The 16,489-nt window shown below is 40.5% G+C and carries 13 protein-coding genes and 1 tRNA gene; 2 read left to right on the forward strand and 12 right to left on the reverse strand.

Annotated features, from left to right (window positions below; translation table 11 throughout):
* From ACO1O5_RS14440 to upp, 11 genes are all read right to left on the reverse strand, one after another.
* The coding region (locus tag ACO1O5_RS14440) for an XdhC family protein (protein WP_486271395.1) at nt 1–984 on the reverse strand (984 nt) is incomplete at its 3' end.
* Nucleotides 977–2,116 carry a vWA domain-containing protein gene (locus tag ACO1O5_RS14445; protein WP_486271396.1) on the reverse strand — a complete coding sequence of 380 codons (1,140 nt, stop codon included), beginning with the start codon at nt 2,114–2,116 and terminating at the stop codon, nt 977–979. The genes ACO1O5_RS14440 and ACO1O5_RS14445, both read right to left, overlap by 8 nt.
* Before the next feature lie 102 nt (nt 2,117–2,218).
* A complete protein-coding gene (locus ACO1O5_RS14450; protein WP_486271398.1) occupies nt 2,219–3,088 on the reverse strand; it encodes an AAA family ATPase in 870 nt (289 codons plus the stop codon).
* Nucleotides 3,089–3,094: 6 nt separating this feature from the next.
* The gene (locus tag ACO1O5_RS14455) at nt 3,095–3,622 is read right to left on the reverse strand and encodes an SRPBCC family protein (protein WP_486271400.1); all 528 of its coding nucleotides are present in this window, start codon (nt 3,620–3,622) and stop codon (nt 3,095–3,097) included.
* 148 nt (nt 3,623–3,770) lie between these two features.
* Nucleotides 3,771–6,143, reverse strand: coding sequence for an aerobic carbon-monoxide dehydrogenase large subunit (locus ACO1O5_RS14460; RefSeq protein ID WP_486271402.1), 2,373 nt, complete (start codon nt 6,141–6,143; stop codon nt 3,771–3,773).
* Nucleotides 6,144–6,174: 31 nt separating this feature from the next.
* Nucleotides 6,175–6,675: a (2Fe-2S)-binding protein gene (locus ACO1O5_RS14465; RefSeq protein ID WP_486271403.1), complete on the reverse strand. Its 501-nt coding sequence runs from the start codon at nt 6,673–6,675 to the stop codon at nt 6,175–6,177.
* A gap of 42 nt (nt 6,676–6,717) precedes the next feature.
* A complete protein-coding gene (locus ACO1O5_RS14470; RefSeq protein ID WP_486271405.1) occupies nt 6,718–7,587 on the reverse strand; it encodes an FAD binding domain-containing protein in 870 nt (289 codons plus the stop codon).
* 47 nt (nt 7,588–7,634) lie between these two features.
* Nucleotides 7,635–8,120, reverse strand: a complete 486-nt coding sequence (locus ACO1O5_RS14475; RefSeq protein WP_486271407.1) for a hypothetical protein — start codon at nt 8,118–8,120, stop codon at nt 7,635–7,637.
* Between the two features lie 230 nt (nt 8,121–8,350).
* Nucleotides 8,351–8,422 (reverse strand) — tRNA-Glu (locus ACO1O5_RS14480).
* Nucleotides 8,423–8,528: 106 nt separating this feature from the next.
* On the reverse strand, nt 8,529–9,536 hold the full coding sequence (locus tag ACO1O5_RS14485; RefSeq protein WP_486271408.1) for a PorP/SprF family type IX secretion system membrane protein: 1,008 nt from the start codon (nt 9,534–9,536) through the stop codon (nt 8,529–8,531).
* A gap of 149 nt (nt 9,537–9,685) precedes the next feature.
* Nucleotides 9,686–10,336: a uracil phosphoribosyltransferase gene (gene upp, locus ACO1O5_RS14490; RefSeq protein WP_486271410.1), complete on the reverse strand. Its 651-nt coding sequence runs from the start codon at nt 10,334–10,336 to the stop codon at nt 9,686–9,688.
* Between the two features lie 106 nt (nt 10,337–10,442).
* Between upp and ACO1O5_RS14495 the strand changes: the two genes are divergently transcribed.
* Together ACO1O5_RS14495 and ACO1O5_RS14500 are read left to right on the forward strand one after the other, a co-directional pair.
* The gene (locus ACO1O5_RS14495; RefSeq protein WP_486271411.1) at nt 10,443–11,531 is read left to right on the forward strand and encodes an anhydro-N-acetylmuramic acid kinase; all 1,089 of its coding nucleotides are present in this window, start codon (nt 10,443–10,445) and stop codon (nt 11,529–11,531) included.
* Between the two features lie 84 nt (nt 11,532–11,615).
* Nucleotides 11,616–12,041 carry a hypothetical protein gene (locus ACO1O5_RS14500; RefSeq protein WP_486271413.1) on the forward strand — a complete coding sequence of 142 codons (426 nt, stop codon included), beginning with the start codon at nt 11,616–11,618 and terminating at the stop codon, nt 12,039–12,041.
* Nucleotides 12,042–12,127: 86 nt separating this feature from the next.
* Here the strand turns inward: ACO1O5_RS14500 and rpoC are convergent, their stop codons facing one another.
* Nucleotides 12,128–16,420 (reverse strand): DNA-directed RNA polymerase subunit beta', encoded by a 4,293-nt coding sequence (gene rpoC / locus ACO1O5_RS14505; RefSeq protein ID WP_486271414.1) that lies wholly within the window; start codon nt 16,418–16,420, stop codon nt 12,128–12,130.
* Nucleotides 16,421–16,489: the final 69 nt, after the last annotated feature.

Raw genomic sequence — 16,489 nt, forward strand, 5'->3', positions numbered from 1 at the left:
ATCAATTTTGGCCATATATTTTTCCGGCGTTGCTTCAAACTTTATTTTGCATCCATCACAACAGAAGTAAACCTTCTCCCCGTTAAATTCGATTATATGTTTGGGATGATTCATATCGACAGGCACTCCGCACACAGGATTAATGTAGTATTTCGGCGCCGGCGCATCATTTTTTATTTCTTCAAATTTTTCAAATGAACTTATTCCAGACGAACTATTTTTTTGTTGAATTATTTCTGCCAAAATACTTATTGCTACTTCTTCGGGGGTCTTTGCGTTAATATCAATTCCGGCAGGAGACCTTATAGCTTCAATAGCGCTTTTGTTAAAACCGGCATCAGTAAGATATTTGGAGATAGCTTCCATCTTTTTCCTGCTGGCCACAAAACCCAGGTAATCTCTTTCTTTTTTTAAAGCCTCTTGCAAAGCCTTCTCATCCTGCTCACCCTGCGTAGCTATAACGATACACGTAGACGCAGTTGTGGTAACATTGTTGAGGTTGAGTTGCGTAATTAACTCATCAACTTTTGAAAAGGTTGACAGATTGGCATCTTCGGCGACGGCCGTAATACGATATCCTGTATCACCAGCAAGTTTTACCAATGCCCTTGCGATGGCTGTTTTACCAATAACGACAAGGTGTGGTTTGGGCATCACTGGTTCAATAAAAATTTCTACGGTGCCTTCGCTTTGACAAGTCATTTTATATTCCATAATTCCTTCATTTTTGGATGGAACAATTGCTTTGCCGATCCTTACTAATCTTGATTTGCCCGACCTCAATGCGTCTTCCGCTTCTTTAATGGCGATACCATTTACGCATCCGCCACCGACCCAACCCAATATTTCACCATATTTGCTGATGACTGCTTTGTCACCCACCTTACCGCTGGAAGGAGCCTCCCGCCGCACGACAACTGCGATAGCAAAAGGCTCATTTTTCTTCGCGAGCTTAGCAATATTATCTAAAAATTGGTCAAGCATCTGCCAAAATATTTTCGAGTTCAAGCAGCGAGTCAAGTGAGTGAGCATTTCTAAAATCATCCACGGAACCTAACGCAGCTTTCATTCCCTTTGCTTCAGGCGCATACCCTTTTGTTCCCCTTAACGGATTTAACCAGATAATTCTTCCGGCTCTTTTTTTAAGCTGCATCATTTCCTTTTCAAGTAATGTTGCCTCACCTGTATCGAGTCCATCACTTAGTATCAAAATCGTGGGAGAACCATTTAATAATAGTTTCCCGTATTTATCATTAAAGGTCTGCAGGCATTCGCCAATACGTGTTCCGCTACTCCAGTTAACAGCCTGTTCGCTCACTTTATTCAAAACAAAATCAAGCCGGCTCTGTTGTAATCCTTTGCTTATTCTTATTAATGAAGTACTGAAGACAAATGCCTCCATTTGCCTGAAATTTTCACGCAATGCATAAATAAATCTCAACAGGAAATAACTGTATTTATCCATTGATCCGCTAACATCCAGGAAAACAAGCAGCCGTTGTTTTTTTGGCTTTTGAGCCCGGCGAAATAATTCCATTGGTTCACCGCCATAACTAATACTTCTCCTGATCGTGCGACGTAAATTAATTCTTCCGCTATTCCTGTTCTCTTTCATTCTGCGGCGCAAGCGCAGCGTCATTTCCCTGAACATCTTTTTTGCAATTTCTTCCAAAACCTGCGCATCCATTTGGTTCAGCGAGGCAAGGTCGGTTTTCTTCAACCGCTCGGCGTCATTTGCCCCCGAATAGTTCTTACCTTCTTCGGTGGCACTATTTATTTTGCCCTGTCCAAGCATTACTAATGACGCGTTAGTCTTTTTTTTAACCAGGCCTTGCAGCGATGTTTTATTCTTTTTTTCTTCGATGTCCATAGGGTTGGTATCCCAATAAAGAATAAACAATTTTTCAAAAACTTTTCTTTCTTCGGGAGATGTACAGCAAATGGACTTTAATGCATACTTAAGGGCTGACCGTTCTGCAATTAAATTTTGATTTGCGCAAGCAAGGGCATCCTCGGTTTCCCGGATGCCAATATTAAATCCATGGCTCCTGGCAAATTGAATGAAAGCCACTATGCTTTCGGTTATGTTTTGTGTTTGAAATGCCTGGTGTTTCATAATGATTTACTTATAAAATCTATTCCCTCAAAGACTCAAGGCGCACTAAGTAAGGAACTTCCCGATGTTGGTGGCTTTCTGCATGGGACATTTTTTTATAGTTTAATGCGTCAACGCAAATTCAGTTTTTGTTTGACTAATATCTTCCACCGATTTTAAAACACTTCCCAATGTTTGTTCAAATGCTTTGGCATTAACTTCTCTAAAGCCCAGCGCCATCAAGCTTTCAGCCCAGTCAATTGTTTCACTAACACCCGGCGTTTTGGCCAGTTTTCTTTGCCGGAATGCCTGCACATGTGCAACAACCTGCTCCAGCAAATGCTGTTCAATATTGGGTAACTTCTTTTTAACAATAATCATTTCCTTTTCAAGATCAGGATAATCAATCCAATGATAGAGGCAACGTCTTTTTAATGCATCACTTAATTCACGTGTACGGTTTGACGTTAGTATTACATAAGGTTTATACCTTGCCTTAATAGTGCCCATCTCCGGAATAGTTATTTGAAAGACCGATAGCAATTCCAATAAAAATGCCTCAAACTCTTCATCGCTTCTGTCTAATTCATCTATCAGTAAAACAGGCGCTTTTTCTTCTTCCATTATACTTTGCAGCAACGGGCGCATCAGTAAGTATTCATTGCTGAAAATATGGTGTTCTTTTTCTTCAACGGTAAGATTGGCATCCTCCTGTAGTTTGATCCCAAGCAATTGTTTTTGATAGTTCCATTCGTACACAGCGGCGTTTATATCAAGGCCTTCATAACATTGCAGCCTTATCAATTTGGTGTCTAATAATTGCGAGAGGACCAGTGCCATTTCCGTTTTGCCCACGCCGGGCGGACCTTCCAGCAATAATGGTTTCTGAAGCTTTAATAAAAGAAAAAGTATTGTAGCAAACTCTTCATCCGCTACATACTGGTGTCTGTCTAAAGCTGCAATAATTTCTTTCGCACTTTTAATTAATTCCACTTGCTATTATTTTTTTCCACTAAAAATTCCTTTTATAGCGCTGCCAACAAGAGAGCCGGTGTGTAATGAATTATCTACTTCACCACCTGATAATTTATTTTTAAAATTATTGATGAATTGGTCGAAGACCTGGTTGCTAACATCATTGATAAGCCTGCTTCCAAATTGCGCCAGCATACCAACAATAGATACTTCCATTGAAATGTTTACGTCGGTACCACCGTCCTTTTCTGTAAGATTTCCTGTCATCGTCATTTCAGCGCCCCCTTTTCCTTTTGTATCCGTGCCGCTTCCTTTTAATTTCATCGTGTGCGAGGCAACATCTCTTTCCATAAAAGTTATAAGTCCGCCATAACTTGCTTTAACAGGGCCGAATTTTAATTCAACCCCGCCCTTATAATTATTATCATCTACCTTTTCAGTTAAATGTGCGCCGGGCACACACACAACCACTTTTTCAGGGTCTGTAAGATTATCCCAAACCTCATCAATGTTTTGTTCTGCGTGAAATGATTTTGTTATTGTTGTATTCATGCCTGAATTTGTTTAATCCGCATCCACGGAGTGTTATAGAATACATGTAAAATGTTGAAAAGCCTCTTATAAATTTACGAAAGTTGAATGGTAATATTTTGAAATAGGACAGGCCACTTGTGTGGCCTGCTCAATTTTCACATAAATTTTATTTGTCGTATACACCCTTTTCTTTTAGCGCTTTCCAAACTTTGAAAGGCGTGATGGGAATATCAAGATGCGTGATTCCATAAGGCGAGAGCGCATCTATAATTGCATTGGCAATAGCAGGTGGTGAGCCAACAGTTGGCGATTCGCCCACTCCCTTCGCACCTATGGGATGATGCGGAGATGGCGTTACGATATGACCCGTTTCCCACTTCGGCGATTCAATAGCCGTTGGAACGAGATAATCCATCAGAGTTCCGTTTAAGATATTTCCCGCCTCGTCATAAATTAATTCTTCATACATGGCGGGAGCTATTCCCTGCGTGAGCCCGCCATGAACCTGTCCTTGTACAATCATCGGGTTAATGATGTGTCCGCAATCATCAATAGCTACAAACCTGCGAACGTGGATGCCACCGGTTTCTTTGTCAATATCAACCACGCAGATATAGGCGCCTGATGGAAAGGTAAGATTTGGAGGATCATAATAGTGTGTCGCTTCAAAGCCTGCTTCCATTCCCTGCGGGAAATTAGTGTACGCGGCAAAAACAAGCTCCTGGATAGTCTTTGCTTTTTCCGGCGCCCCTTTTACAAAAAATTTACCGGGTTCCCACTCCAGGTCATCTTCGCTTACTTCAAGCAAGTAGGCGGCAATCTTTTTTGCTTTATCGCGAAGCTTTCGTGCAGCAACAGCCGCAGCCGCTCCTGCTGTAGGCGTGCTGCGACTTGCATAGGTACCCAAACCATATGGAGCAGTATCTGTATCGCCTTCTTCAACCTGTATATTTTCGGCAGGTATTCCTAAAACTTCAGCAATAATTTGCGCATACGTTGTTTCATGCCCCTGTCCCTGGCTTTTGGTTCCAAAGCGTGCAATAGCTTTACCTGTCGGATGTACCCTTATCTCTGCGCTATCAAACATTTTAATTCCAAGGATATCGAAATCTTTGGAAGGTCCCGCCCCAACCACTTCTGTAAATGTTGCAATTCCGATTCCCATTAATTCACCTTTCGCTCTTTTTTCAGCCTGCTCTTTTCTTAGTGCCGGGTAATCAACAACGTCCATTGCTTTTTGCAACCCTGCATGATAATCACCGCTATCATAAGTCCAGCCGGTCGGTGAATGCCATGGAAACTCTTCTTTCTTAATGAAGTTATCCATTCTTAATTGTGCCGGATCTTTCCCTATCTCCAGGGCATAACGATCCGTCATGCGTTCAATTGCGTGTACGGCTTCCGTTACCCTAAAAGAACAACGATAGGCAACGCCTCCGGGCGGCTTATTGGTATAAACTGCATCAGCCTCCATAAACGCAGTTCCATAATTATAAGAACCGGTTGCGATGGAAAACATACCGGCAGGGAATTTAGAAGGGTTAGCTGCAGCGTCGGTGTAGCCATGATCTGCCAAAACCTTGAACCGGGTTGCAAGGATTTTTCCTTCTTTTGTCCCGGCCATTTCTGCGGTAATGTGATAGTCACGTGCGAAAGAATCGGCCTGCAGATTTTCACTTCTATCTTCAATCCACTTTACGGGTTTACCAACAAGAAACGATACGGCAATCGCAATAACATAGCCGGGATATACCGGCACTTTACCACCAAAGCCGCCACCGATATCAGGAGAAATGACTCTTACTTTTTCTTCAGTCAATCCCACGTGCCCCGCCACCAAAGCAATTACGGTGCGGATTACATGAGGCGCCTGGGTGGTCATATACATCGTAAGGTGGTTATTAACTTTATCGTAATCGGCCACGCAGCCGCATGTTTCAATGGATGATACATGAATACGCGGAATATGCATTTGTTCTTTTACAACAACATCCGCTTCAGCAAAAACTTTCTCAGTTTTTGCCTTATCGCCCACTTCCCAATGCCAAATGTGATTATCTTTCTTTCCCGGCTTATCTGTCCTTAGCACCGGTGAGGAAGGATCCATAGATTTGAAGGGATCTACAATCGCTTGCATAGGCTCATACTCCACCTTTACAGCCTCGCGACCATCGCGTGCTGCATAACGACTCGTAGCAATTACCGCAGCTACTTCCTGCGACTGGTACATTACAGTATCCGTCGGCAATACCATTTGAGTGTCCGACATTATTGTTGGCATCCAATGAAGGTTATATTTTTCCAGGTCCTTGCCGGTAATCACAGCTACAACGCCGGGAACTTTCATTGCCTCGCTGATATCGATGTTCTTTATTTTAGCATACGCATAGGGGCTTCGCGTAATATCCATGTAGAGCATTCCATCCAGCTTTATATCATCGACATAATGACCCTTCCCCTGGATAAACCGTGCATCTTCCTTTCTTTTCATGGAATGTCCCATTCCACTGATTGCCTTTGAAGTTTTACATTGAATCATATGATTAGATTGAATAAGTTGATAAATTAATTTAAACGAACTGGGGTTCGGTTGAAGCAGTTTCAACGCCACGCATTTTTGCACTGGCATATTCTATCGCCTTTACGATATTGTTATAACCCGTACAACGGCAAAGGTTACCCGAAATTCCCCACCTTATTTCTTCTTCCGTAGGATTAGGATTATTTTCCAATAATTCTATGGATCGCATAATCATACCCGGTGTACAGAACCCACAGTGCAGGCCATGATTTTCTTTGAAGCCTTCCTGCAGTGGATGTAGTGTTCCGTCAGCCGCAACAACGCCCTCAATAGTTGATACCGATTTACCATTAGCCTGCACCGCGAGAATAGTACAGGATTTTACCGATTTGCCATCCAACAGTATTGTACAAGCTCCGCAACTGCTGGTATCGCAACCTATATGCGTTCCCGTTAGGTTCAGGTTTTCGCGAATAAGATGAACCAGCAGCATGCGTGGTTCAACATCAAGCTTATGTTCTGTTCCATTTACTGATACTGTAATTTCCATTGTTCCTGATTTAAATGTTTACTTTGTTTTGATGAAAGAACATTATTTTGTAATTCTTTCTACAGTTTTATGAATCATACGTTTTACCAATACTGCCACCATCGCCCGTTTGTATTCCTCACTGCCTCTTAAGTCTGATGAAGGACTGCAATCCTCTGAGGCGTATTGCGCGGCCTCCGCAATGGAAGCATCAGTAATCGGCTTACCCAATAATGCAGCCTCAGAACGGGAAGCCCTTAAAGGAACCGGATTTACATTGGTTAAACCAATTCCGGCAGCAGTACAAATGCCTTTGTTGTCAAGAGTCAATTGAACCGCGACCCCGGCAGTAGCATAATCCCCTACTTTTCTTTCCAGTTTATGATAGGCGCTTCCAGTCCCCGCAGGTGGAATCGGAATTTGAATCTCAGTAAGGATTTCATTCTGTTGAATTGCGGTTGTATAAAATCCAAAGAAAAATTCATCGATAGGTACCGTTCGATTTCCTTCAGGACCCGTTATTACAATAATCGCTCTCAGGGCCATCATCACCGCGGGATGGTCATTGGCCGCATCGCCATGCGCAAGATTACCGCCAACTGTTCCGCGGTTTCTTACTTGCGGATCCGCAATCTGTTTGGTTACATCCCCAAAAATTGGGAAGTATTTTTTTAATAAGTCGGAATGTTCGATCTCCGCTTCTCTTGTAAGAGCACCAATTTTTACAATGCCATTTTCTTCATTTATGTGCGATAAGCCCTTGATGCTATTAATATCAATAAGATATTCAGGTGATGCAAATCTTAATTTCATCATGGGAATAAGGCTATGGCCGCCTGAAAGTATTTTAGCTTCGTCACCATATTTTTGAAGTAATGAAATTGCTTCTGCAATAGTTCCTGGCGATTCGTACTGGAAGGATTGGGCAATCATAAATTTTTATTTTTTTATTTATATAAATTGAAAACCGATAACAGCTATTAATTAGCCTTTAAATCAACAGCATGTTTTTTATTAAAAGAACTTTTTATTTTCCTGATAAAATACAATAAGCTGGCATTTAGCCATACACCCGCAAAAACCATTAACACTCCGAAATAATATAAGAGCAAGCCGCCCGCAGACGTGACACTCAATATAACCAAAGCAGAACCTACCGTTGCCAGGGCAATGGCAAATACAGTTCGGTTATCCCGATAATTTAGAATGATACATAAGATGGTGAGGGCACAAAAAAACAGTGTGACATTTAAAGTTGCAGGAGAGGTAAAAGTGCGTTGAGAAATATGAGTGCCATCTTCGCCGCAAAGAAACATAGTACTGGAAAATGCCATAAAACAAAATGGGCATTTGGGAACCAAAGCCAATAATATCCCCGACACCAAGCTGATATGTTTTTTTGGAGTGGCCTTTTGTTTGTATTGACACGGCCTGCAATCGTTGTTTATTTTAGAATTACTTATCATTTTCGTGAGTTGAGATACAGCAATTTTTAATTACAAGCTGATCATTCAATCGAAAAAACAAGTCAATACCAATTACCTACAATTTATAAATAATTTACTACTTATTAAAAAAAAATTAAATCTTAACTGATTGGTGAAAGAGGCGATGCAAAAAGATATTCAACCAAAATAAGAGGGGGTAAAAAAAAACCTTGCAAATTTCAATTACAAGGCTTTTCTAACTTAATTCGTACCACGTACGGGATTCGAACCCGTGATTCCTCCGTGAAAGGGAGGCGTCTTAACCCCTTGACCAACGCGGCAGGTTTTATTAAGGGACGGCAAAGATAACCTTAGGCTGTTTTGCTGCCAAATTTTTTATGTTCTTGAACAAAATGATTTAAATGGAAAAAAAATCAGGTTGAAATACTAGAATTTAGGGCAGGGAATGCCTTTGGAACCTGCAGGTTTTTTAACATAGATCAAAGAAATTTCCATACCACCGCGGCTTTGTGAACCGGCTTTTAAACTGGAAATATTAATGTCGTATGTAGCGCCAAATCTCATGCCGGCAAATTCAAGACCAACGTAAGGAATTATTGCATCTCCTATCCTGTACCAGGAGCCTACATAAACGTTAGAGGGATTATCGCTTTCCGGATCGAAGGCAACTGCAAGCGCTCCACCAACATTTGTTTCGGTAGCTTTATTTTGAACCTGGTAAATACCACTCGTATGTAATGTAAGGTTTTCGCCAACCGGGAAATATCCGCCGGCACTTATCGTTGTTCGGGTTGCTATGTTCCAGGCTCCTCCTTTAAAACTTTCTTTGGGGCGATTTATGTGGTACATGGATGCACCTACATAGAAATTATTGTCTTCGTTTGTTGAACTTGTAAACAACAAACCAGCATTCATATCGAGATAATTGATATTGAGATCCTGGGTATTAAATATATCCTGGGTTACGCCAGTAAAGCCAAAGGGAGTTAACTGATCTTCAAATTTTAGATTATTTGTATTTAATCTTTTCTGTCCATAGGTTCCCTGGAACCCTATCCCCAATTGTTGGAACCCGTTCTCATCAAGCGCCTTATGGTAAGAAGTAGATAAACCCAAATAAGTGTTTGTTAACACGCCTGCGCCCGCCTGATCGTTGAGCGCCAAAATTCCAAGTCCCCATGTATCATAATCGGGTAACTTATTTTTTAAAATAGGAAAATCAACACTTAGGGTATATGTCGTGTACACGTTATTAAATGCCGGCCACTGATTGCGATAGTTACCAGCAACACGCAATGTGCCATCAAATTTTCCGGTAAGTGCCGGGTTTAATGTAAGTGGTGAAGCGAAAAATTGCGAGAAATGAGGATCCTGTGCATCGGCAAAATAACACAGGAGCAAGAGGCTAGCTAAGAGACAAAATCTTGTTTTCATTACAGGCAATTGTTCTGATAAATAAAGATAGGTGTTTAATTTTTATTCTTATTGAAAAAACTATACAATAGAAGACCGTATTTCCCTCTGAAGCGCTGCATATTTATGATCGAAACAAATGACGTGGTTGCTGATAATCCGCGAATTTTCTACATCTGCACTTTTACCCCATATGCCAGATCTCCCGCATCGCCTAATCCTGGAACTATATATCCTTTTGCAGTAAGTTCGTCATCAATATCACCACACCAGATTGTGGCCCGTGGTTCAGCACGTAATACATATTCAATACCCACCGTGCAAGCAAGCGCACATACAATGTGAATTTCCGAAGGATTTCCCTCCTCCCTAATAAATTGAATCGTTTTTACCAGCGACGAGCCGGTTGCCAGCATAGGATCAGATATAATAACAACACGGTTCTCCATATCCGGGCAGCTGATATAGTCGAGGCTTATATCGAAGCTCCCGTCAGGGTTGTGCTTGCGATAAGCACTTATAAAAGCATTGTCGGCCTTATCAAAATAGTTAAGCATCCCGGTATGCATTGGGAGACCTGCCCTTAAAATAGTTGCCAGCACCGGTTGCTTTTCCAGGACCCTGCACACTGATGTACCTAATGGTGTGGTTACTTCCTTTTCAATCCAAGGCAACTTTCTACTTATTTCATAGGCGCAAATCTCTCCTATTTTCTCGAGGTTCCTGCGAAATCTCATCCTGTCTTCCTGGATTTCAATATCTCTCAACTCACTTAAAATATTGCTTACCAGGGAATGTTCATCGCTAAGATTGACTACCATTTAATGATGTTTTAAAGTTGACACAAGGTACTACCCAAGACTTAAAGTTATAAATTTGAACAAATCTAATTTCGAAAAGTTTTTAAAAGCATATTAAATACTGAAAATGGTTTATAAAGTAATTGGCATTATGAGTGGAAGTTCTTTGGACGGAATCGATATCGTTTACACAGAACTGCAGGAGCAAGCCGGAAGATGGCAGTATGAAATCCAGCTTGCCACATGTGTCCCTTACGATACAGAATGGATTGAAAAACTGCAACAGTCCGTCAATCTTTCTGCAAAAGAATACCTGTTGCTCCACACTGAATACGGGCACTTTATCGGGAATAAGATTAATGAATTTATTGATAAAAATAACCTGCATCACCAGGTAAATCTCATATGTTCACATGGCCACACCACTTTTCATTTGCCAAAAAAAAAAATGACTCACCAGTTAGGCGACGGTGCTGCCATTGCTGCTGAAACAAGACTACCAGTTGTCAGCGACCTGAGATCAATTGATGTCGCTTTTGGAGGCCAGGGTGCCCCAATAGTTCCTTTGGGAGAAAAATTGTTATTCGGCCAATACAAATATTTTCTAAATATTGGCGGCATCGCAAATCTTTCTGTTCACCAACCGGACGGAGTGATCGCTTTTGATGTTTGTGCTGCTAACCGCGTGTTAAATATGCTAGCAAACGAAAAAGGTCTTGCCTATGATGACGAGGGAAAGATCGCCTCACAGGGAAGGGTAAACGAAGATTTACTGAATAAGCTAAACAACCTGGAATATTATCAACTGGCTTATCCAAAATCTTTGGCAAATACATTTGGCACCGATTTAGTTTACCCTCTTTTGCGATCATCAGGAATTAGTGTTGAGGATAGTTTAAGGACATATGCGGAACATATTTGTATTCAAATAAAAAATTCGCTACGCCTATTTAAAGGAAGTGACTCGCAGCAATTATTTGTAACGGGTGGTGGTGCCTTTAATAACTTTCTTATGGAAAGGCTTCAACAACATTTGAATGAAATAAATTTTGAAATTTCTATTCCTGATACCGACACAGTGAAATATAAAGAAGCGCTTATTATGGGATTGTTAGGAGCGCTACGGTGGCGGGAGCAGTATACTGTACTTTCTTCCGTGACCGGTGCAACCCAAAACAGCATAGGCGGCGCTTTATGGCTGGGAACTGAGGCTTGATAGTTTAGATACCATTTTATTAAAAAATTATTTTAACAGGCAGTTTCGGGAAAATTGTTTTTTATTGTGGTAAAATTTATTTTAATGAAAAATCTTTCTTTATTATTCTTCGCATTTACGATAACTATTTTTTCATGTACCAGCGACTCCAAAAAAGCCACTACCGAAAAAGAGGTATATGAAAAAACAAAAGAAAGTTTGCAGGAAAAAGAAGAGAAAACCCCGCAAAATTTTTTATTTGCAGAAGGACATAATAAACGAAATCTTTTAGGCCAAACCGTTATTAAAGGTGTGCTAACAAACAAAGCCTCCGTTGCAGTTTTTAAAGATGTGGATATTAATCTATCATTCTACAGCAAAACACATGCATTACTCGAACAGGATAAAGAAACCATTTTTGAAATGTTACATCCGGGAGAATCTAAAAATTTTAAAACAAAATATTTCGCTCCCAAAGGTACTGACAGTGTTGCTATCACAGTATTAGGAGCTAAAGTTGTTAAGCAATAGCGTTAGGTTCTTGAATTGCTCTTAATAAAAAAGAGTAAGATTTCTCTTACCCTTTTTTATTAATATTATAGCGCTAAACATTGCGACTATTCTTCTTCATCAAAAGCCATTGCTTCCTTTGTAGTCATCAATAATTCATATTCTTCTTTGCTGCCCACGATCATGTTTTCAAATTCCCTCAATCCTGTACCAGCAGGTATTGGATGACCAGTAATTACATTTTCTTTAAGGCCAAGCATTGTGTCTGTTTTGCCTTGGATGGCCGCAGATGACAACACCTTCGTTGTTTCCTGGAATGATGCCGCAGAAATCCAGCTCTGCGTTCCAAGAGAAGCCTTTGTAATACCTAACAATAATGGTGAAGATGTTGCAGGTCTCGCATCGCGATACTCAACCGTTTTCTTATCAGCACGACGAAGTACAGAATTTTCTTCTCTTATTTCGCGAAGGGTAACAATTTTACCAGGCCGCATTTTAGTGCTATCCCCTGATTCAGTCACAACTTTTTTGTCAAAAATCCAGTCGTTCTCTGTATTAAAGTCGTACCTGTCTTCAGTATCTCCTTCCAGGAATTTAGTATCACCGGCATCTTCGATGGTTACTTTACGCATCATTTGCCTAACAATAACCTCGATATGTTTATCATTTATTTTTACACCCTGCAACCGATACACTTCCTGTATTTCATTCACTACATATTCCTGAACTGCGAACGGCCCTTTAATTGAAAGAATATCCGCAGGTGCAATCTGTCCATCAGACAAAGCAACACCAGCTTTTATAAAGTCACCATCCTGTGCAAGAATTTGTCTTGTAAGAGGAACCAGGTATTTCTTTACCACACCATCTTTTGCTTCAACAATAATTTCCCTGTTACCACGCTTGATATTACCAAACGACACGACACCGTCAATTTCAGAAACCACCGCAGGGTTGCCTGGGTTTCTGGCCTCAAACAATTCTGTTACACGTGGTAAACCACCCGTGATATCCCTTAGCTTACCTAACACCCTTGGAATCTTCACTACAACCTGTCCAGCTCTCAGTTCTTCACCTTCGTCCATAATAATATGCGAGCCAACTGGTAAGTTATATGATTTAGATTCTTTTTTACCTTCAACTATTAACGATGGAATACGGGCTTTATCTTTTGTTTCAATAACCACTTTTTCCCTGTGTCCTGTTTGTTCATCAGCTTCCTCACGGAAGGTGATACCTTCAACAATGTTTTCAAATTTAATAGCACCGTCAATTTCAGAAACAATAACATTATTGAACGGATCCCATGTGCAAATAACCTCACCCTTCGTAACTTTTTGTCCGTCTTTTACATTAAGTGTTGCACCATAAGGAACGTTATTAGTAATAAGCAGGCGATCGTTCTTTACATCCATTATTCTTACTTCGCCTGTACGGCCAATAACTACTTTTGTTTTATCTCCTGCGTTGCTAACGGCATCGACTGTACGTAAACCATCGAATTGAATAGTACCATCAAACTTAGCGTTCAACGTAGATTCTACAGATGCAGAACCTGCCACACCACCCACGTGGAATGTACGCAAAGTAAGCTGTGTACCGGGCTCACCAATTGACTGAGCCGCTATGATACCCACCGCATCACCTTTTTGAGCGGTATAACCAGATGCCAGGTTTTTACCATAACACTTCACACAAACTCCGCGACGACTCTCGCAGGTAAGTACTGACCTGATTTCTACGACTTCAACGCCAGCCTCATCAATTGCATGTGCAATATCTTCAGTTATAATTCCGCCAGCTTCAACAAGTATTTCATCATTAACCGGATTATATACATTATGCAAAGAAGTTCTGCCTAAAATTCTATCATATAATGGCTCAATAATATCTTCATTATCTTTCAATGCCGTTGTAGCAATACCTCTCAATGTTCCACAATCCTCTTCGTTAATAACCACATCCTGTGCAACGTCAACAAGCCTTCTTGTCAAGTAACCTGCATCTGCAGTTTTTAACGCTGTATCCGCAAGACCTTTACGGGCACCATGGGTCGAAATAAAGTATTCCAATACGTTCAAACCATCTTTAAAGTTTGAAAGAATTGGGTTTTCAATGATCTCGCTTCCTGTGCTGCCAGATTTACGTGGCTTTGCCATTAAACCCCTGATACCAGCCAACTGTTTAATTTGTTGCTTGGAACCCCTTGCACCAGAATCAAGCATCATATAAACTGAATTGAACCCTTGTTTATCTGCGGCTAATTCACGTATAAGCGTTTCAGTTAGACGTGTATCCACCCTGCTCCAGATATCAATGATACCGTTATATCTCTCATTATTTGTGATAAGACCGGCATTATAGTTATCCCAAACTTCATCTACTTCACCAGTAGCATTATCAATCATTTCCTGTTTAGTGTCAGGAATAATTAGATCATTAATATTGAACGACAATCCACCTCTGAAAGCCATACGGAAACCCAGTTGTTTTATATCATCCAGGAATTTTGCTGTAGCCGGGATATTCGTCCATTTAATAATATCGCCAATAATTTCACGCAATGCTTTTTTAGTAAGCAAGGCATTTACATAACCTGCACCTTTTGGTACATGCTGGTTAAAAATCACGCGGCCTACCGTTGTATCAATTAATTTATTTTGAAATGTTCCATCATCATTACGAACATCAACTTTAACCTTAATGGTTGCATGTAAATCAATTTTTTGCTCGTTATATGCAATAATTACTTCTTCAGGAGAGTAATAAGATTTGCCTTCTCCTCTAACCGCAACTTCTTTTGTGGACTTTTTGGCTTTTGTTATATAGTATAATCCCAAAACCATATCCTGTGAAGGAAGGGTAATAGGTGTTCCGTTCTGAGGATTCAATATATTGTGCGATGACAACATCAGCATCTGCGCTTCTAAAACTGCGGCGTTACTTAAAGGCACATGAACTGCCATCTGGTCACCATCGAAATCCGCATTGAATGCAGTAGTTACCAACGGATGCAATTGAATTGCTTTTCCTTCAATCAATTTGGGCTGGAATGCCTGTATTGACAAACGGTGCAATGTTGGAGCCCTGTTCAACATAACAGGATGTCCCTTCAATATATTTTCAAGAATATCCCAAATGATAGCTTCTTTTTTATCTACCAGCTTACGGGCACTCTTTACAGTCTTTACAATTCCTCTTTCAATTAATTTGCGAATAATAAATGGCTTGAACAATTCTGCAGCCATATCCTTTGGCAAACCGCATTCGTGCATTTTCAATTCAGGTCCAACCACAATTACGGAACGACCAGAATAGTCGACACGTTTTCCTAAAAGGTTCTGGCGGAAACGACCCTGTTTTCCTTTCAATACATCACTTAATGATTTTAACGCACGACCACCCTCAGCTTTTACAGCATTGGATTTTCTTGAGTTATCAAATAGTGAATCTATGGCTTCCTGCAGCATTCTTTTTTCATTACGAAGAATTACTTCAGGTGCTTTAATTTCCAATAATCTTTTTAAACGATTGTTTCGAATAATAACGCGACGGTATAAGTCATTCAAGTCAGATGACGCAAAACGACCGCCATCTAACGGTACCAATGGACGCAGTTCAGGTGGAATAACGGGAATGTATTGCATTACCATCCATTCCGGACGATTATTGATTCTTGTATTAGCATCACGGAAACTCTCAACCACGCTTAGACGCTTTAATGCATCTGCCTTACGTTGTTGTGATGTTTCATTGGCAGCAGCATTACGAAGGTCAAAAGACAATTGATCAAGGTCAATTCTTTGTAACATATCGTGAACTGCTTCAGCACCCATCTTAGCGATGAATTTATCAGGGTCTTCATCTGGTAAATGCTGGTTGTCTTTTGGAAGTGTATCCAAAATATCGAGGTATTCTTCTTCCGTTAAAAGATCACCATAGTTCTGACCCTTATCTGCACGGATACCGGATTGTATTACTACGAATCTTTCATAGTAAACAATAGTTTCTAATTTCTTAGAACTCATCCCAAGAAGGTAACCTATTTTATTTGGCAGAGATTTGAAGTACCAGATATGAACAACCGGTACCACCAATTTAATGTGGCCCATTCTTTCGCGACGAACTTTCTTTTCGGTAACTTCTACACCACAACGGTCGCAAACGATACCTTTATAACGGATACGCTTATACTTACCACAGGCACATTCATAATCTTTTACGGGGCCGAAAATTCTTTCACAAAACAAACCATCTCTTTCAGGCTTGTAGGTACGGTAGTTAATGGTTTCAGGCTTTAATACTTCACCATAGCTTCTTTCTAAAATAGAATCAGGAGAAGTAAGGCCAATTGTAATTTGAGAAAACGTTGGACGTGGACGATTTTCTTTTCTTATCATATTATTTTCATTTACCCCAAACCGTTAGAACAGTTTTGAGCTTTTTAATTTATTGTTTTACGAATTCAG

It is taken from the genome of Ginsengibacter sp. (genome assembly GCF_057362405.1).

Bases quoted from the DNA above. Each gene is read 5' to 3' on its own strand.
- ACO1O5_RS14445 (WP_486271396.1), bottom strand. From the start codon at position 2,116: ATGAAACACCAGGCATTTCAAACACAAAACATAACCGAAAGCATAGTG.
- ACO1O5_RS14455 (WP_486271400.1), bottom strand. From the start codon at position 3,622: ATGAATACAACAATAACAAAATCATTTCACGCAGAACAAAACATTGAT.
- ACO1O5_RS14460 (WP_486271402.1), bottom strand. From the start codon at position 6,143: ATGATTCAATGTAAAACTTCAAAGGCAATCAGTGGAATGGGACATTCC.
- ACO1O5_RS14465 (WP_486271403.1), bottom strand. From the start codon at position 6,675: ATGGAAATTACAGTATCAGTAAATGGAACAGAACATAAGCTTGATGTT.
- ACO1O5_RS14470 (WP_486271405.1), bottom strand. From the start codon at position 7,587: ATGATTGCCCAATCCTTCCAGTACGAATCGCCAGGAACTATTGCAGAA.
- ACO1O5_RS14475 (WP_486271407.1), bottom strand. From the start codon at position 8,120: ATGATAAGTAATTCTAAAATAAACAACGATTGCAGGCCGTGTCAATAC.
- ACO1O5_RS14485 (WP_486271408.1), bottom strand. From the start codon at position 9,536: ATGAAAACAAGATTTTGTCTCTTAGCTAGCCTCTTGCTCCTGTGTTAT.
- upp (WP_486271410.1), bottom strand. From the start codon at position 10,336: ATGGTAGTCAATCTTAGCGATGAACATTCCCTGGTAAGCAATATTTTA.
- ACO1O5_RS14495 (WP_486271411.1), top strand. From the start codon at position 10,443: ATGGTTTATAAAGTAATTGGCATTATGAGTGGAAGTTCTTTGGACGGA.
- ACO1O5_RS14500 (WP_486271413.1), top strand. From the start codon at position 11,616: ATGAAAAATCTTTCTTTATTATTCTTCGCATTTACGATAACTATTTTT.
- rpoC (WP_486271414.1), bottom strand. From the start codon at position 16,420: ATGATAAGAAAAGAAAATCGTCCACGTCCAACGTTTTCTCAAATTACA.